The 20,681-nt window shown below is 63.8% G+C and carries 20 protein-coding genes and 1 pseudogene; 13 read left to right on the top strand and 8 right to left on the bottom strand.

What is annotated here, in order from left to right:
• The first annotated feature begins 337 nt into the window (after positions 1-337).
• On the top strand, positions 338-715 hold the full coding sequence (locus tag Q0D31_RS08285) for an Hpt domain-containing protein (RefSeq protein ID WP_291848252.1): 378 nt from the start codon (positions 338-340) through the stop codon (positions 713-715).
• Between the two features lie 137 nt (positions 716-852).
• Complete coding sequence (locus tag Q0D31_RS08280; RefSeq protein WP_291848248.1) at positions 853-1,173, top strand: 2Fe-2S iron-sulfur cluster-binding protein; 321 nt, start codon at positions 853-855, stop codon at positions 1,171-1,173.
• Positions 1,174-1,178: 5 nt separating this feature from the next.
• Here the strand turns inward: Q0D31_RS08280 and Q0D31_RS08275 are convergent, their stop codons facing one another.
• Complete coding sequence (locus Q0D31_RS08275) at positions 1,179-1,634, bottom strand: thioesterase family protein (RefSeq protein ID WP_291848245.1); 456 nt, start codon at positions 1,632-1,634, stop codon at positions 1,179-1,181.
• Between the two features lie 159 nt (positions 1,635-1,793).
• Here Q0D31_RS08275 and Q0D31_RS08270 point away from each other — a divergent pair, with 159 nt between their 5' ends.
• Together Q0D31_RS08270 and Q0D31_RS08265 are read left to right on the top strand one after the other, a co-directional pair.
• Positions 1,794-2,822 carry an NAD(P)/FAD-dependent oxidoreductase gene (locus Q0D31_RS08270; RefSeq protein ID WP_291848242.1) on the top strand — a complete coding sequence of 343 codons (1,029 nt, stop codon included), beginning with the start codon at positions 1,794-1,796 and terminating at the stop codon, positions 2,820-2,822.
• A gap of 160 nt (positions 2,823-2,982) precedes the next feature.
• On the top strand, positions 2,983-3,561 hold the full coding sequence (locus Q0D31_RS08265) for a DUF2147 domain-containing protein (protein WP_291849157.1): 579 nt from the start codon (positions 2,983-2,985) through the stop codon (positions 3,559-3,561).
• Here the strand turns inward: Q0D31_RS08265 and Q0D31_RS08260 are convergent.
• The 3 genes from Q0D31_RS08260 to Q0D31_RS08250 all read right to left on the bottom strand — a co-directional run bounded on the left by Q0D31_RS08260 (position 3,558) and on the right by Q0D31_RS08250 (position 7,429).
• Positions 3,558-5,516: a hypothetical protein gene (locus Q0D31_RS08260; RefSeq protein ID WP_291848238.1), complete on the bottom strand. Its 1,959-nt coding sequence runs from the start codon at positions 5,514-5,516 to the stop codon at positions 3,558-3,560. The genes Q0D31_RS08265 and Q0D31_RS08260 overlap by 4 nt on opposite strands.
• 94 nt (positions 5,517-5,610) lie before the next feature.
• Complete coding sequence (locus tag Q0D31_RS08255; RefSeq protein ID WP_291848235.1) at positions 5,611-6,666, bottom strand: YbhN family protein; 1,056 nt, start codon at positions 6,664-6,666, stop codon at positions 5,611-5,613.
• 328 nt (positions 6,667-6,994) lie between these two features.
• A complete protein-coding gene (locus Q0D31_RS08250) occupies positions 6,995-7,429 on the bottom strand; it encodes a hypothetical protein (protein ID WP_291848233.1) in 435 nt (144 codons plus the stop codon).
• A 61-nt stretch (positions 7,430-7,490) separates the two neighbouring features.
• Here Q0D31_RS08250 and Q0D31_RS08245 point away from each other — a divergent pair, with 61 nt between their 5' ends.
• Together Q0D31_RS08245 and Q0D31_RS08240 are read left to right on the top strand one after the other, a co-directional pair.
• Positions 7,491-8,117: a hypothetical protein gene (locus Q0D31_RS08245; protein ID WP_291848230.1), complete on the top strand. Its 627-nt coding sequence runs from the start codon at positions 7,491-7,493 to the stop codon at positions 8,115-8,117.
• Between the two features lie 98 nt (positions 8,118-8,215).
• Positions 8,216-8,809 (top strand): YdcF family protein, encoded by a 594-nt coding sequence (locus Q0D31_RS08240; protein ID WP_291848227.1) that lies wholly within the window; start codon positions 8,216-8,218, stop codon positions 8,807-8,809.
• Between the two features lie 2 nt (positions 8,810-8,811).
• Here the strand turns inward: Q0D31_RS08240 and Q0D31_RS08235 are convergent, their stop codons facing one another.
• Entirely contained in the window at positions 8,812-10,152 is a 1,341-nt protein-coding gene (locus tag Q0D31_RS08235; protein WP_291848225.1) for a PLP-dependent aminotransferase family protein, read from the bottom strand.
• Positions 10,153-10,333: 181 nt separating this feature from the next.
• Between Q0D31_RS08235 and Q0D31_RS08230 the strand changes: the two genes are divergently transcribed.
• Positions 10,334-10,570 carry a DUF1127 domain-containing protein gene (locus tag Q0D31_RS08230; RefSeq protein WP_291848223.1) on the top strand — a complete coding sequence of 79 codons (237 nt, stop codon included), beginning with the start codon at positions 10,334-10,336 and terminating at the stop codon, positions 10,568-10,570.
• A gap of 38 nt (positions 10,571-10,608) precedes the next feature.
• Here Q0D31_RS08230 and Q0D31_RS08225 read toward each other — a convergent pair whose 3' ends face one another.
• A complete protein-coding gene (locus Q0D31_RS08225) occupies positions 10,609-11,034 on the bottom strand; it encodes a universal stress protein (protein ID WP_291848221.1) in 426 nt (141 codons plus the stop codon).
• 32 nt (positions 11,035-11,066) lie between these two features.
• Positions 11,067-11,609 (bottom strand): histidine phosphatase family protein, encoded by a 543-nt coding sequence (locus tag Q0D31_RS08220; protein ID WP_291848220.1) that lies wholly within the window; start codon positions 11,607-11,609, stop codon positions 11,067-11,069.
• 95 nt (positions 11,610-11,704) lie between these two features.
• Here Q0D31_RS08220 and Q0D31_RS08215 point away from each other — a divergent pair, with 95 nt between their 5' ends.
• The 5 genes from Q0D31_RS08215 to Q0D31_RS08195 all read left to right on the top strand — a co-directional run bounded on the left by Q0D31_RS08215 (position 11,705) and on the right by Q0D31_RS08195 (position 19,546).
• Positions 11,705-13,171, top strand: a complete 1,467-nt coding sequence (locus tag Q0D31_RS08215) for an FAD-binding oxidoreductase (RefSeq protein ID WP_291848218.1) — start codon at positions 11,705-11,707, stop codon at positions 13,169-13,171.
• Positions 13,172-13,229: 58 nt separating this feature from the next.
• Complete coding sequence (msrB, locus tag Q0D31_RS08210; protein ID WP_291848216.1) at positions 13,230-13,730, top strand: peptide-methionine (R)-S-oxide reductase MsrB; 501 nt, start codon at positions 13,230-13,232, stop codon at positions 13,728-13,730.
• 200 nt (positions 13,731-13,930) lie between these two features.
• Positions 13,931-15,736 carry a flagellar hook-basal body complex protein gene (locus Q0D31_RS08205; protein ID WP_291848214.1) on the top strand — a complete coding sequence of 602 codons (1,806 nt, stop codon included), beginning with the start codon at positions 13,931-13,933 and terminating at the stop codon, positions 15,734-15,736.
• Between the two features lie 41 nt (positions 15,737-15,777).
• Entirely contained in the window at positions 15,778-17,661 is a 1,884-nt protein-coding gene (gene flgK / locus Q0D31_RS08200; protein WP_291848212.1) for a flagellar hook-associated protein FlgK, read from the top strand.
• Between the two features lie 7 nt (positions 17,662-17,668).
• Complete coding sequence (locus tag Q0D31_RS08195; RefSeq protein ID WP_291848210.1) at positions 17,669-19,546, top strand: flagellar protein; 1,878 nt, start codon at positions 17,669-17,671, stop codon at positions 19,544-19,546.
• Between the two features lie 95 nt (positions 19,547-19,641).
• Here Q0D31_RS08195 and flbT read toward each other — a convergent pair whose 3' ends face one another.
• On the bottom strand, positions 19,642-20,070 hold the full coding sequence (gene flbT, locus Q0D31_RS08190) for a flagellar biosynthesis repressor FlbT (RefSeq protein ID WP_291848206.1): 429 nt from the start codon (positions 20,068-20,070) through the stop codon (positions 19,642-19,644).
• A gap of 309 nt (positions 20,071-20,379) precedes the next feature.
• On the opposite strand from flbT, the pseudogene Q0D31_RS08185 reads away from it, so the two are divergent.
• Positions 20,380-20,681, top strand: a pseudogene (locus tag Q0D31_RS08185) (flagellar protein); the annotation flags it as partial.

Below are 20,681 nucleotides of genomic sequence, written 5' to 3'. Positions count from 1 at the left end.
CCGCTTGCAAGCCCGAAGCCGACGTCATGCCCCAGCGGACCGCCCACGACCCCTCGGCGGCTGTCCGTTACATCCGCGAGCATCCTATGGGGTGAGCCATACGAAGGAAATGGTTGCATTAAGACATTGTTAATCATCGTTAACAGCTTTTTTGCTTAAAGCCTTAAGGATGCACAGAATTCTGGCGGGCTTCATCCGAATGAGGCAATTTTTCGGCAGAAAGGTTGCGAATACAAGGCGGATTGTGGGGAAAACTATTCGTTAACCTCGCGGTGGTTGGCTGGGGAGCGGTTGGTCCGGGTCATTCGGTCGGCGCCGACCCCAGCAAGGGCAACCCATGTCGCTTAACCTCGAACGGATTGAATGGATGCCATCGCCGCCACTTGCTCCGGATGACGGGCCAATTGATTTTGAACACCTCGCGCGGATGACGCTGGGTGATGCCGGGCTTGAGCAGGAGGTGCTGGCAATGTTTTCGGCCCAGTCGGCGAGGCTCATCGACTCGCTCGCGACCATGCCGACCGATGCGGGGGCACTGGTGCATACGCTGTCGGGATCGGCACGTGCGATCGGGGCTTTTGCCGTCGCCGACGTGGCTGCCCGTCTGCAGACGGTCATCAGCCGAGGTACTGACCCGTCTGAGACGCTGGCCGCGCTTGGCGGTGCGGTTTCGGAGGCCAGGGCGGCGATCGAAGCGGTCTTGCGCCGGTCTTGATCGGGGGCCGCCCGCGGCGGCAATACCCCGGAAAAATGCGACCTTAAGGTTTTCATCCCGGCCGCTGGCGCTGCGTGGATCGACCCGTTATAGGACTTTCGGGACCTTCCTTACGCATTCCGGCAGCACGAGCGATCATGGCCAAAATCCACTTTGTCGACCATACCGGCGAAAAACGAACCATTGAAGTCGAGAACGGGGCAACCGTGATGGAAGCCGCGATCCGTAATGCCATTCCGGGCATTGAAGCCGAGTGCGGCGGCGCCTGCGCGTGCGCGACCTGTCACGTCTATGTCGATGAGGCATGGCGCGCGAAGACCGGAGCTCCTACTCCGATGGAAGAGGACATGCTGGATTTCGGCTTCGACGTGCGGCCGAATTCGCGACTGTCGTGCCAGATCAAGGTCAGCGATGATCTCGACGGCCTGGTGGTGTCGACGCCCGAGCGGCAGGCTTGAGTCTCTCAGGCCGGATTCACGCCGCGCCGGATCCAGCGCTGAAAATTCGCCAGGATATCCGGGGTCAACGGCGTCGGTTTGCGAGTAGCTTCACCAAGCAACACCGATACCGATTGCGCCGACGCAACGCATTCTCCTTCAGAAAACACCACCTGATCGAAGGTCACTGACGTCCGGCCGAACTTCACGACGCCAAGTCCCATCTCGATCGTGCCGGGCCAGCGCAATTCGGCGCGGAAATGCATGTCGAGCCGGACCATGATCCAGCTAACGCCTTCCGGCATCAGCCCGTAGCTGCGATCCTTCATCAGCGTTACGCGTCCGGTTTCGAAATAGGTTGCATATACCGCGTTGTTGACGTGCTGGTTCGGGTCGAGGTCGGCAAACCTGACATTGTCCGACAACCGATAGGGAAAATCTTCCAGGCGCGGCTTGGCGCCGGAGCGCAGGGGGGCATTCACGTTGCAACCTCCGAAAGTCTGGCTCCCTTACAGCCCACTTGCCGAATGGCGGCAAGGGGTTGCGGCTGGCGCCAGCGCCATATTATGGCTTTCCTGTTGCTGCCGCCTTGGCTAGACAGTTGCGGCTCTCCCGACAGGTTCAACCGAAAAGAAGCCGATATGAGCGAAGCGATCAAAACCGATGTGCTGATTATTGGTGCGGGTCCGTGCGGCCTGTTCGCCGTTTTCGAACTGGGCCTGCTGGACATCAAGGCGCATGTGGTCGACATCCTCGATAAGATCGGCGGCCAGTGCGCCGAGCTCTATCCGGAGAAACCGATCTACGACATTCCCGGGATTCCCTTCGTCACCGGCCAGGGCCTGACCGATGCGCTGCTTGAGCAGATCAAGCCGTTCAAACCGACCTTCCATCTCAACGAAATGGTGGAGACGATCGAGAAGACCGGCGATCCCGGCTTTCGGGTGACTACCGACGCGGGCCAGGTGTTCGAATGCAGGGTCGTGGTCATCTCCGCTGGCGGCGGCTCGTTCCAGCCGAAGCGCCCGCCGGTGCCCGGCATCGAGGCCTATGAAGGCAGTTCGGTGTTTTATGCCGTGCGCAAGATGGAACAGTTCCGCGACCGGAACATCCTGATTGTCGGCGGCGGCGATTCCGCGCTCGACTGGACACTCAACCTTCACCCGATCGCCAGGCGGGTGACGCTCCTGCACCGTCGCGACGATTTTCGCGCCGCGCCCCATAGCGTCGAGCAAATGCGCGCGCTTGTGGCCGGCGGCAAGATGGATCTCAGGATCGGACAGGTTACCTCGCTTGAAGGCGAGGGCGGCAAGCTCTCCGCCGCCGTGATGAAAGGCGCAGACAACGCCGTCTCGAAGGTCGAATGCGACACGATGCTGCCGTTCTTCGGGCTGACCATGAAGCTCGGTCCGGTGGCGAACTGGGGCGTCGCGCTCGAGAACAATCTGGTCCCGGTCGACACCGCGGCGTTCGAAACCAACATACCCGGTATTTTCGCGATCGGCGACATCAACACCTATCCCGGCAAGCTGAAGCTGATCTTGTCCGGGTTCCACGAGGGCGCGTTGATGGCGCAGAAGGCGCACCGCTACGTCTATCCTGACAAGCGGCTGGTGTTCCAGTACACGACCTCCTCGTCGAGCCTGCAGAAGAAGCTCGGGGTCAACTGATTACAACAGGAATATGACCGGTCAGGTCGCGGCGGTTCCCGGCGCTGCGCTGGTGCCGTCCGCGAAATGGCCTTAGTTTGCGGCCATTCTTTGTGTGAATACTCAGGTGATGACGATGCGCAATGCACGCTGCGGATTTCGACTGATTCTGCCGATCGTGATGGGGCTGATGTTTACCGCTGGTGTTGCGGCGCAGCCGGCGGAGCCTTCGGCGGCGGGGTTGTGGCAGAAGGTCGAGAACGGCAAGCCGGTGGCCTGGTTTCTCGTGGTTGATCGCGGCGCCACTTTCGAGGGCGTGATCGCAAAGGCGTTTCCGCTTCCCGGCGAAGATCCGAACAAGATCGACGTCTGCTCGAAATGCACCGACGACCGCAAGAACGCGCCGATCCTCGGCATGTCCTTCATCCGCGACATGATGCGCGACGGCCTGAAATACGAGGACGGCAGCGTGCTCGATCCGCGCGACGGCAAGATCTACAAGGCCCGGATGACGCTCAGTCCCGACGGCCAGACGTTGACGATGCGCGGCTTTCTCGGCATCTCGCTGTTCGGCAAGGATGAGGTCTGGAACCGGCTGCCGGACACCGCGATGGCGCAGGTTGATCCACTGATCATCGCAAAATATCTGCCGGCGCAGGCGGCGGCGATGAAGCCGACTGCGGGTTCGGCGAAGGCCCCGACGGCAGCCAAGAAAGCCATCGCGCCGGCAACTGCTCCCGCACCCGGACCTGTGCGCTAGTTCAATCCGCCCGCGCCCGGTATCGGCGGCACCGGCTGCGAAGTGACTTCAGGCACGGCCACGTCGAGCCGAAGCAAGGCGGCGGCGGCCGGCAATGCGGCGTCAGCCATCGCGGCGTGGCCTTCGGCGCTTGGATGCACGGCGCCGCCGTACACCGCCGACAATACGCCCCAGGTCGCGTCGTGAATGTCGGACGGCTGCATCGACGACGGCAAGCCTTGCGGATAGGTCATTGCCGCGAAGTAGCTGTCATTGGCGTCGCGGATCCAGCGGGCGCGCGGCAGATAGGCGCGGTATTCGCCGGCGCTGCGGCCGCACAACATCGGCTGGCTGGCCGATGTGACGATATCGGGGTCGAAGCTGTCGCCATTGGCGGAGAAGCACTGCCGGTCGAACTCGGGATCGCTATCGGCGCGCGCGCAGAAGCCGCGGCCGGCAAACTTGTTCTGGTGGCTGTCGACGAAGGTCATGCGGTCGGTACGCGGACTGCGGCACAGGATCCCGCCCTCGCACAGCGCCAGCGCTTTCAACTGCGGCAGGAATTCGCCCTCGACAAAGTTTGACACGGCGGCCAGTCGCGCCGGCCGGGCGTTGAACGAGGGGTGAATGTCGAAGCCCGCGCGTCCGCCAGGGCAGGGCGCGCCGTCCGCGGCCAGCGTCGGATTGGCGTAGGAGGTATAAACCACCCGCGACAGGTCGCCGCCCACCAGCGGCTTCAACGCCTCCCGCAGCCTGGCAAAGCCCTGCGGCAGATCTCTCGTCATCGCCGTGCGGGCTTCGTCCACCGTGGCCATGACCCCGCTGCGGCGAAGTAACGCCCGCTCGGTCGGCGTGTCCACGATCACATCGGCAACGAGTCCGGAAAAATAGATGTCGTTGGCGCCGATCGACAACAATACCATATCGAGCTTGCGGTCGGGCTGACGGCGTTTCGAGGCGGTGACCGCTTCGCGCAGTTCGGCCAACTGTCCGTTGACGGTGCCCTGGCAGGGGCTGGCGGCTTTCGACGGCAGGCAATCGCGGGCGCGCTGCGGGCCGAACAGGCCGTCGGCGATCGTCGCACCGGTGCAGGCGAGCGGTAGATAGGTCACCGCGATGTGCGGATATTGCACGGCCAGGGCCAGCGCGGTCCGGGTTTGATAGCTGTACAGCGAGCGATGGCAGGCCGGATTGAACCAGAGCGCGCTCTGCCGCTGCCAGACCGCCAGCGAGTCGGGCGCCTCGCAGGCCCGCCCGCCTTTGTAACCGGCGCGGCTCGGGCGGTAATACTGCGCCGCTGCCGTTCCCAGATAGGAGCGGAAGCAGAAGCCCTCATCGGCAAGGGCGATCGGCCGGTCCGGATTTCCCTCACCGGAGGCGACGCTGTCGCCGAGGCCGGCAATGAGAATATCACGCACCGCGATTTCGGTGGCAACGCGCTGGCTGCCTTCCGCGCTGGAGATATCGGCTGACGCGACCGTGGCGCGACCATACCGAACCCTGAGGTTGACCGGCTCGGCGCAGTCGAGCGTGGACGCTTGCGGACCATCGCCATCGTCAAAGGTCCAGGCGCAGGTGGCGCCAACCGGTATCGCCCCGGTCAGCCGGACCACGACCGGATGGTCGATCGGCGTCAAATAACTTTCCTTGACGTTGTCGCGTGTACAGGGCTCGCCGACGCGGCCGGCGAGATCGATGCAGAGACGGTTGACCGGGTTGCGCGCCCAGCCGCGGCCATCGCTTTGGATCGCCAGCGCCTGTTCCGAGGCGAGAATGCTGCGACCGCGCCCGCTTTCGACGTGCAGCAGGAAATCCCGCTCCTCACGGAACAGACGGAATCGGTTGCGGACCTCCCACGAAATCTGCAGTTGCCCGTATCCCCCGGTGGTCTGGGCTTGCGCAGGGGAGGCGGCTGGCACGTACAGCGCCGCGAACAGCACGATGGACATGCGAATGCGTGAGTGAATTCCGGCCATGGCGCCTTTGACGTTAGCGGTAAGGCAAAAATAAGAGAACTGCCGCAGGCGGATCGAGAACGCCAACGGCGTCGGTAACGACGCCGTTACCGGCTCAGGGTTGGCGATTGTTGATCGGCTGACGCACCGTCGCCTTGGCCGTGTAGGCCTCGCTGAGCCGGCGGCGCTCGAGCCAGGGTTGCAGTACGCTGAGCCAGAGTTCGCGCACGCCCATGATCGAAATCGAGATGCCGAAGGGAATCAGAAAGTACAGGATCCTGAACACCACCAGGCTCGCCAGCAGTTCCTCCTTGCTGAACTGCGGCAATGCCACCAGCATGGCGGCGTCGAAAACCCCGAGGCTGCCAGGCGCGTGGCTGGCAAAACCGAGCAGTGTCGCCAGGATGAATACCACCGCCAGCGATACGAAATCGATATAGGGTTCGGTCGGCATCAGCAGGTACATCGCCAGCGCGCAAAAACCGAGATCGACCACCCCGATCAGGACTTGCAGCAAGGTCAGCCGGGCCGAAGGCAATACCACCTTCCAGCCATTCTGACCGAGCTCACGCCGACCCTCGCCCATCAACAGCCAGACGAAATAGGCGGCAATGCCGGCAAGGCAGCCGATCGCGATCAGGCGGTTGACCGCGGGCGGCAGCAAATCCATCGCCGACGCGGCCGAGGGATGCCAGGCCATGCCGATGCCGAGCACGAACAGGTTGCCAAGCCAGAAGGTCAGGCCTGAGAGAAAACAGATCTTGGCGACATCAATGGCGCTCAATCCGTAGTCCGAATAGATCCGGAACCGGATCGCGCCGCCGGTGAAAACGGTAGCGCCGATATTGTGCCCGATGGTGTAGCTGGTGAAGCTCGACAACGCGGCGATGCGATAGGGGACGTGCTTCTTGCCGATGGTTCGCAGCGCGAAGAAATCATAGAAGGTCAGCGTGAAATACGCGCCGACCACGCAGAGCGCGGCCAGCGCGATGCGATGCGGCGCGATTTCCGTCAACGCGGTCAGGATTATTCCGCCATCGACGCCCTTGAGGGTGCGCACCAGCGTCATGACGGCGATGGTGATGATGAAAAGACTCGCGGCGATCCCCAGCCGCTTCCAACCGATCTTCTCCTTGAAGCCACGCCCGAGCGCGGTCAGCAGCCGATACATTCATCCTCCCGGCGGGGCGGCGATACATGAGAAAGACCCGTCACGACAGGTGACAGTCGACGGTCAAAGGTACCGTGCGCGAAGACCCATAAGCCAAAACCGGTCCGATGTGCAGTACTTGACAAGTCCGCCCTGTGGTTTCGCTCGCAGCCGTCGTCATACGCCCTACATGTGTCGTTTCGTTAACGATCTGAACCGCCTTGGGGTCCGTCCGGCGTTCCGCTGCAAATCGCGTCCCATCGTCCCAACCCGGTGTTTTGCCGGCCTTCTGGAACTCGTGGCCTCAACGCGGAACCGGGAAATTGACCTGCGCAGGGTCGGGCGCGGCTCAGGCCCTGCGCAGCGCAAAATGCGCGCCGCAGAACGCCATCGCGGCTCCCAGACATAAGGCCGCAAGGCCTGCCAGCACGCCTGAAATGGTCGGGACCGGGCTCGGCGCGGCGGCGGACTGGCCGGCGCCGGCAAGAATCAGCACGCCGATCGCGATCAGGAATTGCCGCATCCGCTGTGGAATCTGGCCGGAGACCGCACTCTGCATCAGGTTGGCGGTGAAGTAGCCGCTGGAAAAGCCGACGGAAGCGATCAGCCACCATGCAATTGCCGCACCTGCGGGCATGAACTCAGGGGTAGCGGATCGCCACAGGCCGCCGAGATCGAGCCCGTAACGCGCGCCCAGCATATGGACGGCAAGCGCCAGCAATACCCCTGATATCATCGCGCCGGCCAGGATCAGGCGGCGCGGAAAATAGGTCGTCTCGAGCATGCCCCGGTTGTAGGGTAAAGCCGGCTCGAAGCGCAAGCAGGCGGCTGCAACCGACACCGGGATGATTGATTTGCCGACATCGCTGCCGAACCGGACAACGACGGAGGGGGAGGCGGAGGGCGTTTCGCCGGCAACCCGCTACACCTACAGGGCATCGCTGGTCGGATCGGGGCAACAATTCGAACTGACCGACGCAGGATTGTCCTGGCGAATCGGCGGCCGGTCCGGCGTCTGGCCCTATGCCGATATCGCTTCGGTCCGCCTGTCCTATCGGCCGATGACGATGCAGGCGCGCCGCTTTCGCGCCGATATCGAAAAGGTCGGCGGTGGGCGGATAGCGATTCATTCGACCACCTGGCAGACGGTCACGCTGATGGCGCCGCAGGATCAGGACTATCGGGCTTTTATTGCCGAACTCCATCAAAGGATGAAGGATGCGGGTAGCAAGGCCGCGCTGATCGGGGGCATCGGACCGGCGAGCTATGCCGCTGCGGTCGCGCTGGTGGCGTTGCTGGCGGTTGCGATGATTGGACTTCTGGCGCGGGCGCTCGCGACCTTCGAATGGACCGGCGCTTTGTTTCTGGTCGGCATGGCCGCCTGGTTCGTCTGGACGATCGGCGGCTTCATCAGGCGCAACCGGCCGCGCAGCTACTCCTTCGACCGGCTGCCCGACGCGCTGCTGCCCTAGAAGCTTCCGCAATCAAGCGAAATGAAACGTGACTTCGCGAAGCCTGCGACAGTCGGCATCGTCACCGCCGGCTTCCCTGACGAGTGCGGATCGAAGCGATGCGATTGCCGACCGAGGCCGAGATTGCCGAGATCAATACGCGGCATCTGATCGAGACGCCGTTGCGGCCGGCCGACCTGCTGTTCGTGTTCGGCACCCGCGAGGATGTCGGTGTGCGCGTCGATGCGGCCTGCCGGTTGTGGCGCGCGGGATACTTTCGCTGGGCGATCGTGAGTGGCGGCGTGACGCCGGGTTCGGACGTGCCGGAATGCGAGATCATCGCGGATGCCATGGTTGCGGGCGGCGTCCCCTCGGCGGTCGTCCTGCGGGAAGCGCGGGCGACCAACACCGGCGAAAACGTGATCTTCTCGCTGCCGATCATCGACGCCGCGCTGGGGCTCGCCAGCATTCGCAGCGTGATCTGTCTCGGCAATAGCTGGACCGCGCGCCGCTACCCGATGACGCTGCACCGCCACTGGCCGGAGGTCGAGAAGATGCTGGTCACGGTCGACAGTTTCAGGGCGCCGCGGGCGCTGTGGCATACCGACCCCGAATTCAGCCGCCGCATGCTCCTGGAATGGGACAAGATCGAACCATACAAGGCCAACGGCTTCATTGCGGAGTGGCCGGCAAGCGAGGGACGCGATCGATAGACCTATTCCGTGGTATCGAAATCCTCTTTCGCGCCCAGCATCCCCGCCAGCGTGCGCAGGCCGAGATCGAGCTGCTCGGCGGAGGGAGCGCCGAACGCCAGGCGGACGGCGTTGGGAGCATGGCCGGGGGCCACCGCGAAAGTGGTCGAGGCGGTCAGCGCGATGTCGCGCCGCGCCGCGGCGGCAACGAATGTCTGCGAGCGCCAATGCGGCGGCAGCGTCAGCCAGAGGTGGTAGGATTTGGGATTGGCCTGGATTTCGAAGCCGGCCAAATGTTTCGCCGCGACCTGCTGGCGTCGTACCGCATCAATCCGCTTCAGGCGCGAAAGCTCGGCAACAGTGCCGTCCGCCATCAGTCGTTGGCCGGCTGCGAAGGCGAATCCCGCGGCGGTCCAGCCGCCCGATCGAACCGCGGCCATGATGCGTTCGCGCAGGCGTGGCGGCGCAACGATGAAGCCGAGCGCCAGTCCCGGCGCCACCTTCTTCGAAAGGCTGTCGAGCACGATGCAGCGGTCGGGCGCGAGCGCCGCCATCGGCGTCTCCTCGTCAAGAAAGCCGTAGACGGTGTCCTCGATCACGTAGAGGCCGAGCTTCTCGACGACGCGCAGCAGGTCGGCGCGGCGCGAGGCCGGCATCGTCATGCCGAGCGGGTTCTGGATGGTGGGTTGAATGTACAACACCGACAGATGCGCCTCGCGGTGGGCTTTCAGCACCGCGTCGGGACGAAGGCCGTGCTCGTCCATCGCAAGCGGCACCAGGGTGACGCCGAGCCGCGCGGCGATGTCCTTGATGAACGGATAGGTCAGCGCTTCGACGCCGCAACGGCTGCCGGCCGGCGCCACCGCCGCCAGCGTGGCGGCGATGCACTGCCGTCCGTTTGCGGTAAAGACGATCTGGTCGGCCGCCGGCGACCACCCGTCGCGGCAGAGAAATTGCGCGGTGACAGCGCGTGCCGCCTGCGTGCCGGTCGTGCCCGAGTGGCGCAACGCCCGTTCCAGCGCTTCTGGCCGTTCCAGCCCTTGAAGGCTACGGGCGATCATCGCCGATTGCGTCGGCAGAATGGGATAATTGACTTCGAAATCAATGCGCGCGCCGCGCGGCTCGACCGGCACGGTAATGCCGCGCCGCGTTTCACCTGACACAAACGTGCCGCGCCCGACTTCGCCGACCACGAGGCCGCGGCGCAACAGCTCGGTATAGACCCGGCTCGCGGTGGAGACCGCGATCTTGCGCTGATAGGCGAAACTGCGCTGCGGCGGCAGCCGGTCGCCGGGCTTGAGCGCACCGTTGGCGATCTCGGCGGCGACGGTGTCGGCGAGCTTCAGATATTCGAACTTCGACATTATTGCACCGAGAGCAATGTTTTGCTTGATCCGAGGTTTGTATCGGCTCATTGAAACCGGATCAAGCCCTCGCTGCACTGAAACAGGGTGCAGGCATTCAGATCATTAAATGGCGCGAGCGCTTTGGCGGCGGTTGCGCCGACGGCAGCCATTTGCCGTTCGAAACCAGGCGGAGATTGCGATGACCATGATATCCCACGACGCACCCCAATCCGCGCTCCGGGGCTCGCCGGATGGATTGCTCCGAGTGCTCGGAAGCTGGATGACCGGCCTCGTGACCTGGATCGCGCACCGCCACGCTATCCGGACGCTCCGCGAACTCGACGACCGGGCATTGCGCGATATCGGCATCGAGCGCAGCCGGATCGAATCGGCCGTGCGCGGCGCCGTCGATATGCGGTTCACGCGGATCATGTAAGGCCTCGGCAGCGCAGCCTGCCGCGCCGAAGGCGATGGTCAGTGCCGCACCACCAGCACCGAGCACCTGGCGTAGCGCACCACATGGCCGGCGTTGGAGCCGAGGAAATAGGTACGCATCGCCGGCCGGTGCGAGGTCATCACGATCAGGTCGGCGTGGATCGCTGCGGCCTCTTCGAGGATTTCGTGGTAGATGCCGCCGATCCGCACCGTCGCGGAAATGCGCGACGCCTCGATGCCGGATTCCCGCGCCACGATCGCGAGCGCTTCTGCGGCGGTGGCGCGCTGCTGGACGTCAAAATCGGCCGGCACGTATTCGGCGAGCATGACCGGCGTCATCGGCAGTACGTTGAGCAACCGCACCGTTCCGCCCCAGGTCTGCGACAGCGTCATTGCGGTGGCGATCGCGGGCTTGGCCAGATCGGTATCGGTAAGATCGAGCGGCACGAGAATGGACTTGAACATCTTCGCCTCCTGCTTGCGCGTGACTCGCCATCTCAATCGTCCAGGGCCTGTTTCAGCAATTTCGGGCTGGTGAACCGGACAAGCTGGCCGCGACGGAACGCCACCTCGCTCCAGTCGTCGGTCGCAAAGTCGAGGATCGCCAGCCCCGCGGTCGGAAGATTGTCCTCGATCGCCTTGACCGACGCCGCGTCGCCGCTTGCGGCGAGCATCAAAGCCAGCTCATGCATGCCAGGGTTGTGGCCGACCAGCATCAATTGCCTGGGATCGCTCGCGGCCGCCATCCTTATCGAGCGCAATAGCTGGGTGGGTTCGGCGCCGTACAACTCGTCGAGAAGTTCGACCTTGGGGGCGGGCGCACGGCCCTTCATCGCTTCCCACACCAGGTTCCAGGTCTGCTGCGCCCGCACCGCGGTCGACACCTGAACGGCCTCGGGAAAAGGCGGATGCCGGGCGATCCAGCCGCCGATGGCGGCGGCGTCCTGCCGGCCGCGATCGTCGAGGCGCCGGTCCTGGTCGCGCCCCGACGGCGCGTCGTGTTCGGTCTTGGCGTGACGCAGCAGCATCAAACGGCGCATGGACGCAATCTCGATTCGGTCGCAGTCTGGATTAATCTACAAGCGCATGGCCTTCACAAGGTGACAGGCGGCGCGGCGGTCCGTAAGAAAACGATATGGCTGAGACTTTCGCAAGCGCAACCGCCGGCCCCGACCAGGATGCGCCCTTGCGCGCACGCCTTTCGTTCGACCTCGACGTCGATATTTGCGTGATCGGGGCGGGACTGGCCGGCCTGACGGTGGCGATCGAGGCCGCGCGGCTCGGCGCCAGCGTCGCCGTCCTCGAAGGCCGTCATATCGGCTGGAACGCATCCGGCCGTCACCTCGGCACGGTCATGCCGGGCTATGGTCTGCCGATCGGCGACTTGATCGAGCGCGTCGGCCTCAACGACGCCCGCGAGCTTTGGCAGTTGTCGAAGCAGGGCGCCGACTATGTCCGCGCCGCCGCGGCGGCGATGCCCGGCATGACGCTGACCGAGGGCGCCCTGGAAGTATCCAACGTCGATGCCGGCGAGACGCTGATCAGCCGCCTGCAGACGCTGAGCGAGGATTTTTCCACCGAGGTGGAGGGCTGGCAGGTCGACCGCGTGCGCGAACAGCTCGGAACCCCGCGCTATTTCCACGGCATCCATTTTCCGCGCGCCTTCCAGGTTGACAGCGGACAATACATCAAGGGCCTCGCCGGGCAGGCGAGGCGGGCGGGCGTGCGCATCTTCGAGGATACGCCGGTCGTCAGCATTGACCCATCGGGCATTCGCAAGCGCGTCGTGACGCCGTCGGCGCGGTTGCGCGCATCCCACATCGTGGCGGCCGGCAACGTCCATCTCGGCGCGCCATTGCGGCGGCTGTCGGAGACGCTGTTGCCGGTCTGGCGCTACGCCGCGGTGACCGAGCCGCTTGGCGAGCGTCTCGGCGAGACGATCGCGTTTCGGGGCTCGGTCGCCGACAGCGATGGCGTTGACCATTTTCGGGTCGTGGACGGTGACCGGCTGATGTGGGCGAGCCCGGAGACGACCTGGGAGGCGCGGCCGAGCCGCTTCGGGCCGGTTATCGCGCGCCGCATCGCAGCCATCTACCCCCGGCTTGGCAAGGTCGCCATGGCTGAGCTGTTTGGCGGCGCGGTTGGCGTGACCGTGCATGGCATGCCGCAGATCGGGCAGGTGCAGAAGGGTCTGTGGGTCGCCAGTGGTTTCGGGCGCCAGGGACTGAACACGTCGGCGATGGCGGGGCAATTGATCGCACGCAGCATCCTGCAGGGCGATGAACGCTGGAAGCTGTTCTCGCCCTTCGAACTGGTGTGGGCGGGTGGCGCAACCGGCCGGGTCGCGGGCCATCTGATCGGCATGTGGGGGCGGGGCAGTTCCGCCGTGGCGGGGGCGCTGGCCCGGTACCGCGAAGGTGCACGCGCGCGGGAAAGCGTCCGCGAGGCGCGTTTGGCGGAGGCGAACCGGCAGGCCGGAACCCGGTCGCGTCGGCCGCCGGGTATGCCGCGACCCCCGCCTTCGCCAGAAGCGCAGGATGAAGCGGCAACGCGCGCCGTCGCCTCGCGGGAAAGTGAGCAAATTCGGGGCGGATCGGTGTAACGTCCATTCCAATGGCCCGTATCTATTGGCGAACCGTCAGCCTCGTCCGGAGATGTCCATGATCGAACGCCGTTTCCTGCTCGTATCGCTCGCCGGCCTGTTTGGCCTTGCCGCTTTCCGCTGGTTGCGGACGACGCCGGCTGAGGCTGCCGGGAAATTCGAGATTGAGAAAACCGACGCCGAGTGGCGTGCGCAACTCATGCCGCAGCAATATGAAATCCTGCGCAAGCATGGCACCGAACGGCCGGGCTCGAGTCCGCTGCTGAAGGAAAATCGCAAGGGCATCTTCGCCTGCGCCGGTTGTGACCTGCCGCTGTTCTCGTCGGAAACCAAATACGACAGCGGCACGGGATGGCCCAGTTTCTACCAGCCGCTCGACAATGCGCTCGGCAAGACCGAAGACCGCAGCCTCGGGATGCTGCGCACCGAGGTTCATTGCCGCCGCTGCGGCGGCCACCTCGGTCACGTCTTCGACGACGGGCCGAAGCCAACCGGTTTGCGCTATTGCATCAACGGATTCGGCCTGGCGTTTCGCCCGGCTGGACCATCGGCTTCCTAGGCTCTCGCCCCGGCAATTATTGCCCGCCCGGCAAATGCGCCCCGGTCCCTGGACCGGGGCGTCTTATTTAAGACATTGAATTTGTTTACTTTTTTGTTTGGCACGACGCTTGCGACGTTTTCTCCCGACGCGGCCAGAACGCCCCCCGAACATATCCTGGGGGCCGATGAGCCGCCCGGATCGAAATTGGAGAAAATGTCATGGGTATCTTCGGCGCCCTTACCACCGCGGTCGGCGGCCTCCGCGCGAACTCCTACGCGCTGGAAAACGTTTCGGGCAACATCGCCAACTCGCAGACCACGGCGTTCAAGCGCATGGAAACCTCTTTCCTCGATCTTATTCCGCAGACCTCCCTGACCGCTCAGCTCGCCGGCGGTGTGACCACGCAATCCCGCGCCACCAACTCGGTTCAGGGCGACGTGCAGTCGGCATCGGTCGCGACCTTCATGGCCATCAACGGCAACGGCTTCTTTGCGGTGCAGAAGCCCGGCAATTTCACCGACGGCACGCCGGTATTCGACGGCGTCGACCGCTTCACCCGCCGCGGTGACTTCCAGATCGACAAAAGCGGCTATCTCGTCAACGGCGCCGGCTTCTATCTGCAAGGTGTTCCGATCGATCCGACGACAGGCAACCCCGCGGGCAGTTCGCCCCAAGTACTCAAATTCCAGAACGACTTCCTGGCGGCGCAGCCAACCACCAGGATCAGCTATCGCGCCAACCTCGCCGGCTATCCGCTGACGACCAGGAGCGACCCTTCCATTCCCGGATCGGAATTGATCGTGCCGAGCTCATATACCGCGGGATTCAATCCGCTGGTGGTGGGAACGCCTCCGCCGCCTTACACCGACGCCACCGTCTCGGGAACGGCGCAGAACAACAAGGCCGTGCCGTCGGTGGCCAATACCGGGGCGACGCTGCTCTCCGGCGCGGCGGCCACCGATTCGATCTCCGCGAACTTCTCCGCGGGCGATACCATTACGGTCAATGGCACGCCGATTACCTTCGTGGCCGCGGGCGCCGTCGGCAACCAGCTCAACGTCACCGACAACATCACGGCCTTGCTCGCCAAGATCGATTCGATCACCACCACGGCGATTCCCTCCACCATCACCGCCGGCGCGATCACGCTGCATTCCGGCACGGCTTCCAACCTCTCGGTCACCAGTTCCAATCCGTCGGCCTTCGCCGCGCTTGGCTTTACCGGCGCTGTGACAGCGACGCGCGGCGGCGGCGGCACGGTCGGCACCGGCCAGGTAATCGGCAACGATATCACGACGTTTCTCGAAGAGTCGTTGGCGGGCGGAGCGGTCACGACCTACGACGTGTCGGGCGCGCCCGTGAACCTGCAGTTACGCTGGGCCAAGACCAACAGCGCCTCGCTCGGCCCTGGCAATACCGACACCTGGAACCTGTTTTACCAGGTCAATGCCAACGCAACCGGCACCCAGGTGGCATGGCAGAACGTGAATTCCAACTTCACCTTCTCGGCCTCCGGACAGATGTCGCCCCCGGTTTCCAACGTCACGCTCACCAACGCCGTCGTCAACGGTGTCTCGCTGGGCAGCCCGGTCATCAACTTCGGCACCGGCGGCGTCACCCAGTTCGCGGACGCCAACGGCAACGTGCAGGTCAACCAGATCCAGCAGGACGGCTTTCCGGCCGGTCAGTTACAGTCCATCGGCGTCAGTGCCAACGGCCGTATCGCCGGCAACTACTCCAATGGCCGCAACCTCGACCTCGCCGAAATCTCGGTCGCTACCTTCAATGGCACCAACTTCCTCAAGCGCGTCAACGGCGGCGCGTTCGAAGTGACCAATGAATCCGGGCAGGCGCTATACGGCAAGGCCGGAACCATCGTCGGCTCATCGCTGGAGGGGTCCAACTCCGACATCGCCGACGAGTTCACCAAGCTGATCATCACCCAGCAGGCCTACTCGGCCAACACCAAGGTCATCACCACTTCGAACACGATGGTGCAGGATCTGCTGAACGTGCTGCGCTGATCGGCCATGTTCGCGATGCGACCTGAGATGGACAACTAGTCATGGGTTTGAGCCAGGCTCTCTCCGCCGCGATGTCCGGCCTGCGCGCGACGCAAGCCTCGATCTCGCTGGTCGGATCGAACGTCGCCAACGCGGAAACCCCGGGCTACATCAAGAAGTCGGTCATCCAGGTCGCCGGATCGACCGGCGATTACGGATCGAGCGTTCTCTTGAACGGCGTCGACCGCCAGATCGACGAGTATCTGCTAACCCAGTTGCGCACGGAAACCTCCGGCGCGGCCTATGCCGATATCCGCTCGACGTATCTCGCCAATCTGCAGAACGTGTACGGCAATCCGGACGAAGCGGGCACCATCGAGAGCGCGTTCAACAAACTCCTGACCGCGTTTCAGGGCTTGTCTACCAGCCCGGATTCGCAATCGGCGCGGATCGGCGCGGTCAGCGCCGCGCAGACCATGGCGCAGACGCTCAATGCCACGACGCAAGGGATTCAGAGCCTGCGCGCCAATGCCGAACTCGGCATCAACGATTCCATCCTCACGGCGAACAACGCGATGGACCGGATCGCGGCCATCAACAACCAGTTGCAGAGCAGCGGGCAGGCTGACGCGGCGACGGCCGCGTTGCTGGATCAGCGCGATCAGTACCTCACCCAGTTGTCCGGCCTGGTGGACATCAGGACTTTCACCAACAGGCTGAATCAGGTGACGGTGTTCACGAATTCCGGCGTGCAACTGGTCGGCACCGAGGCGTCGAAGCTGATCTTCAATCCGCAGGGCACGATGACGCCCAACACCCTGTATAACGTCGATCCGGCCAAGAACAATATCGGCACCATCACCATCAGCTTTCCGCAGGGCGGCAGCTACGATCTGGTGTCCACCAACTCGATTCGTTCCGGCAAGATCGCCGCCCTTCTTGAACTGCGCGACAACACGCTGGTCAAGGCGCAGGCGCAGGTTGACCAATTCGCGGCGGCGATGTCGAGCGCGCTGTCGGACAGGACGGCGGCCGCCGTCGCCGCCCCCCCCTCGGTGCTGCCGCAGGCCGGCTACGACCTGGATCTTGCGGGATTGCAGTCCGGCAACATCATCCACGTCAGCTACAGGGACAACACCACCGGCCTGACGCACAACCTTTCGATTGTCCGCGTCGATGACCCGAGCGTGTTGCCGCTGAGCAATGTTGCGACGCTCGATCCGAACGATGAGGTTCTCGGCATCAACTTTGCTGGCGGCATGGCGTCGGTGGTCGCCCAGCTCAACGCCGCGCTCGGGGCATCCGCCGATCTCCAGTTTTCGAATCCGTCGGGTTCGACGCTGCGCGTTCTCGATGACGGCGCGCCGAACCAGTCGGACGTTCTTGCGGCGTCGGTCACCAAGACGATGTCGTCGCTCACCAGCGGCAACGTACAGCTGCCGTTGTTCACCGACAATGGCGGGCTCTATACCGGTGCGCTCACCGCCAACGGCTCGCAACAGACCGGACTGGCCGGCCGTATCAGCGTCAATGTAGGGCTGATCGGCGATCCCTCGCGCATGATCGTGTTCTCGACCAGCCCGCTGACGGGCGCCGGCGACAGCGCGCGCTCCGACTTCGTTCTCAACCAATTGCAGTCAGGGAACTATCGTTACTCGCCCCAGACCGGCATCGGCACGGCCAGCGCTCCGTTCACCGGCACGCTGACCAATTTCGCCAAGCAGTTCATCAGCCAGCAGGGCGAAGCGGCCTCCATCGCCAAGCAACTGGCTGACGGCCAGGGCGTGGTGCTGAACACCCTGCAGAACAAGGTTAGCGAGGCATCGGGCGTCAATATCGATGACGAGATGGCGCATCTGCTGGCGCTGCAGAACGCCTACTCCGCCAACGCCCGCGTGATGTCGTCCATCAAGCAGATGTTCGACACGCTGATTCAGTCCATATGAGGGTTTCATGTCTATCGACGGCGTTAGCGGCAAGACATCCTACATCGGAACCTCGATTCTTGGCCTGCGCAGTCAGCTCAATGAGCTGACGCAACAACTGGCAAGCGGCAGAATTGCGACGACTTACGCCGGGCAGGGGCCAAATCGCGGCTTCGCGCTCAACCTGCGCGCCCAGATCAGCAGCATCAACGCCTTTGCGGACACCGCGACCAACGTCAATATGAGGCTCAACGTCGCCGACCTGGCGCTGAAGGGCCTGTCCGATATCAGCGCGTCGGTCAAGAGCGCTGCCACGACTTCGACCATCGTGCTCAATAACAATGGCCAAAGCTCCGGTCAGATCACGTCGCAAGCGGCGTTCTCGAACGTGGTCTCGATCCTCAACAGCCAATCGGCTGACCGCTATCTGTTCTCCGGCCGCACCACCGATACGGCGCCGACGGTAGCCGCCGAGGTCATGCTCGACGGGACCGGGACGCAAGCCGGGCTGAAGCAAATGATCAACGAGCGCCGGCAGGCGGATCAGGGCGTCGGTAACATGGCGCATCTTACCGTCGCCTCGCCGCCGCTGACCACCACCGTGACCCGGCTCGGCGAAGACGGCTCGTCGTTCGGGATGAAGCTCGGCACGATCTCGTCTTCGCTTACCGGCGCGACGGTGACGCAGGCGGCCGGCGCGCCGCCGGCCGCCACCATCGATCTCGGATTGGTCAATCCGAACGATGGCGACAGGATCAGCTTCAACTTCAATCTGCCGGATGGCACCACCGAATCGGTCGTACTGACGGCCACCACGAAGAACCCGCCGCCGACCGGCTCGTTTCTCATTGGCGTCGATACCATCGCGACCACGGCCAATCTGCAGGCGGTACTGACTTCGTCGATCCAGACCCTGAGTGACACCGCATTGGTGGCGGCATCGGCCATCACCGCCTCCGACAATTTCTTCAACCCTTCGGCAACGATCACGGGAACCCCGGTCAACAACCAGGCCTTGGTGCCGGCGCCGATCACCGGCGCCACGCTGCTTTCCGGCGTCGCGTTGACGGATTCGCTGACCGCGAGCTTCGCGGCGGGCGATACCATCACGGTCAACGGGACGCCGATCACCTTCGTGGCGGTGGGCGCCACCGGCAACCAGCTCAACGTCACCGACAGCGTTCAGGCGCTGCTGGCGAAGATCGATTCGATTACCGGGACCGGTACGCCCTCGACGGTGACCGGTGGCGTGGTCGCGTTGCACGGCGGCGACGGCGCGAGTCTCGCGGTTTCCAGTTCGAATGCGGCCGCCTTCGCCGCGCTAGGCTTCGCTGGCCCCGCGAGCGCCAACGCGGCGCCGCTGCGCGTCAACGGCCCGCCGTTTGCGACCGCCACCAACCTGATCGGCGGTACGCCGGCCAACACCGTGACCTGGTACACCGGCGAGGTCGGCACCGATCCGCCGCGCGGCACTGCGATCGCGCGGATCGACCAGTCCGTCACGGTGCAGTACGGCGCGCGCGCTAGCGAAGAGGCGTTGCGGCATCTGCTGCAGAATGTCGCGGTGTATTCGGCGGTCGCCACCAACGCCGGCAATCCGAATGCAAAGGCGCAGGTCAGCGCGCTGCAGCAGCGCATCGCGGCAAACCTCGCCGTGCAGAGCGGCCAGCAATCGATCCAGGACATCCAGGTGGAATTCGCCGGCGCGCAAGCCGCGATCAAGTCGACGATCGATCGCCAGACCCAGCTGAAGGGAATGGCGCAGACCATGCTCGACCAGATCGAGGGCATCAACCAGGACGAGGTGGCGACTAAGATCCTGGCCCTGCAAACCAGCCTGCAGGCCTCCTATCAAACCACGTCGATGCTCTACCAGACCACGCTGACCAAGTACCTGCCGCTCTGAGTGCCTGCCGCCCTGATCGCAGGCTTCCGATGGCGGTTTCAAACAGGACAAGGCCCCTTCGCGGGGGCCTTTTCATTCTGGCGCGGTCGTGATGTTTAGGCGGACTGACGATCGGGCGCGCCGGAGTTCGGGAGTTGACGGGCGCTTTCGAGCAGCTGCTCTTCATGGCCGATCAGCTTTTTTGCTTCCTTGAGCGCGTGATAGAGATCGCCGTTCAGGATGTTGTTGTTGATGCCCTCGATGAAGGGCCATGCGCTCGGCGTCGCGCTCAGGATCTCACGCACCAGGCTGAAATAGGTCGGGTGATGAGCCATCGGGTCCGGCGACAGGTACATGAGCTGGACGGCGAGATAGACCAGCCTGGCCGGAGTGTCGGCCGTCTCGGGCGTGAGAATGTCCTTTTCACGCAGGATCGGAATCCGGTCGCCATCGATCAACAGCCTCGCGCGCTGATCGGTATTGGTGACGACGCAGGCGCCGATGATGATTCGCTCGTGCGGCTTGAGCTCGACTTTGAGGGCCATGGCTGTTCTCCGGTTGACGCATTTTAGCGCGTTCTCGATCCCCGTTGGCCGAGTCGCATCATTTCTCATGATAGTTAACCAATGGTAAACGTGCGACTTGTGCCCATTTCATGCAGCTTTGTCGTGCGTCGACGTTGAAAAGCGCAATACATCCCGAGGTAGTGGATTAATCTCATCTTCACATTTTTTATGTGCGGCCGGTCCGCCGGATTCACCTTTTATTAGCCACTTGCTTCCAGAGTGAGCCGTCGCCCGATCAAAATCCGGGAAGTTGGCTCGTTCTTTGCTTCACACCAGAAAGGTATGAAAATGGGTAGCATTGTTCTCTCTGCCTCGGTTCGCCAGAACCTCCTCTCGCTGCAGTCGACCGCCGATCTGCTCGCCACCACGCAGAACCGCCTTTCCACCGGCAAGAAGGTCAACACGGCCCTCGACAACCCCACCAACTTCTTCACCGCGCAGCTGCTCGACGCGCGCGCCGGTGACATCAACAACCTCCTCGACGGCATCGGCAACGGCGTGCAGGTGCTGCAGGCCGCCAACACCGGCATCACCTCGCTGCAGAAGCTGGTCGATACCGCCAAATCGATCGCCAACCAGGCGCTGCAGAC

Origin of the sequence: Bradyrhizobium sp. (assembly GCF_022844465.1) — a bacterium.
In the GTDB taxonomy this organism is placed as follows: Bacteria; Pseudomonadota; Alphaproteobacteria; order Rhizobiales; family Xanthobacteraceae; genus Bradyrhizobium.
Note: the sequence above shows the minus strand (reverse complement) of the source record. Positions and strands in the feature narration are given on the sequence as shown.

What these genes read in the sequence shown, in the direction of transcription:
- Q0D31_RS08245 (WP_291848230.1), top strand. Translation starts at nt 7,491, where the DNA reads ATGATTGATTTGCCGACATCGCTGCCGAACCGGACAACGACGGAGGGG.
- flbT (WP_291848206.1), bottom strand. Translation starts at nt 20,070, where the DNA reads ATGGCCCTCAAAGTCGAGCTCAAGCCGCACGAGCGAATCATCATCGGC.
- Q0D31_RS08280 (WP_291848248.1), top strand. Translation starts at nt 853, where the DNA reads ATGGCCAAAATCCACTTTGTCGACCATACCGGCGAAAAACGAACCATT.
- Q0D31_RS08220 (WP_291848220.1), bottom strand. Translation starts at nt 11,609, where the DNA reads ATGCGCCGTTTGATGCTGCTGCGTCACGCCAAGACCGAACACGACGCG.
- flgK (WP_291848212.1), top strand. Translation starts at nt 15,778, where the DNA reads ATGGGTTTGAGCCAGGCTCTCTCCGCCGCGATGTCCGGCCTGCGCGCG.
- Q0D31_RS08235 (WP_291848225.1), bottom strand. Translation starts at nt 10,152, where the DNA reads ATGTCGAAGTTCGAATATCTGAAGCTCGCCGACACCGTCGCCGCCGAG.
- Q0D31_RS08215 (WP_291848218.1), top strand. Translation starts at nt 11,705, where the DNA reads ATGGCTGAGACTTTCGCAAGCGCAACCGCCGGCCCCGACCAGGATGCG.
- Q0D31_RS08230 (WP_291848223.1), top strand. Translation starts at nt 10,334, where the DNA reads ATGACCATGATATCCCACGACGCACCCCAATCCGCGCTCCGGGGCTCG.
- msrB (WP_291848216.1), top strand. Translation starts at nt 13,230, where the DNA reads ATGATCGAACGCCGTTTCCTGCTCGTATCGCTCGCCGGCCTGTTTGGC.
- Q0D31_RS08225 (WP_291848221.1), bottom strand. Translation starts at nt 11,034, where the DNA reads ATGTTCAAGTCCATTCTCGTGCCGCTCGATCTTACCGATACCGATCTG.
- Q0D31_RS08240 (WP_291848227.1), top strand. Translation starts at nt 8,216, where the DNA reads ATGCGATTGCCGACCGAGGCCGAGATTGCCGAGATCAATACGCGGCAT.
- Q0D31_RS08265 (WP_291849157.1), top strand. Translation starts at nt 2,983, where the DNA reads ATGGGGCTGATGTTTACCGCTGGTGTTGCGGCGCAGCCGGCGGAGCCT.
- Q0D31_RS08260 (WP_291848238.1), bottom strand. Translation starts at nt 5,516, where the DNA reads ATGGCCGGAATTCACTCACGCATTCGCATGTCCATCGTGCTGTTCGCG.
- Q0D31_RS08250 (WP_291848233.1), bottom strand. Translation starts at nt 7,429, where the DNA reads ATGCTCGAGACGACCTATTTTCCGCGCCGCCTGATCCTGGCCGGCGCG.
- Q0D31_RS08285 (WP_291848252.1), top strand. Translation starts at nt 338, where the DNA reads ATGTCGCTTAACCTCGAACGGATTGAATGGATGCCATCGCCGCCACTT.
- Q0D31_RS08255 (WP_291848235.1), bottom strand. Translation starts at nt 6,666, where the DNA reads ATGTATCGGCTGCTGACCGCGCTCGGGCGTGGCTTCAAGGAGAAGATC.
- Q0D31_RS08195 (WP_291848210.1), top strand. Translation starts at nt 17,669, where the DNA reads ATGTCTATCGACGGCGTTAGCGGCAAGACATCCTACATCGGAACCTCG.
- Q0D31_RS08270 (WP_291848242.1), top strand. Translation starts at nt 1,794, where the DNA reads ATGAGCGAAGCGATCAAAACCGATGTGCTGATTATTGGTGCGGGTCCG.
- Q0D31_RS08205 (WP_291848214.1), top strand. Translation starts at nt 13,931, where the DNA reads ATGGGTATCTTCGGCGCCCTTACCACCGCGGTCGGCGGCCTCCGCGCG.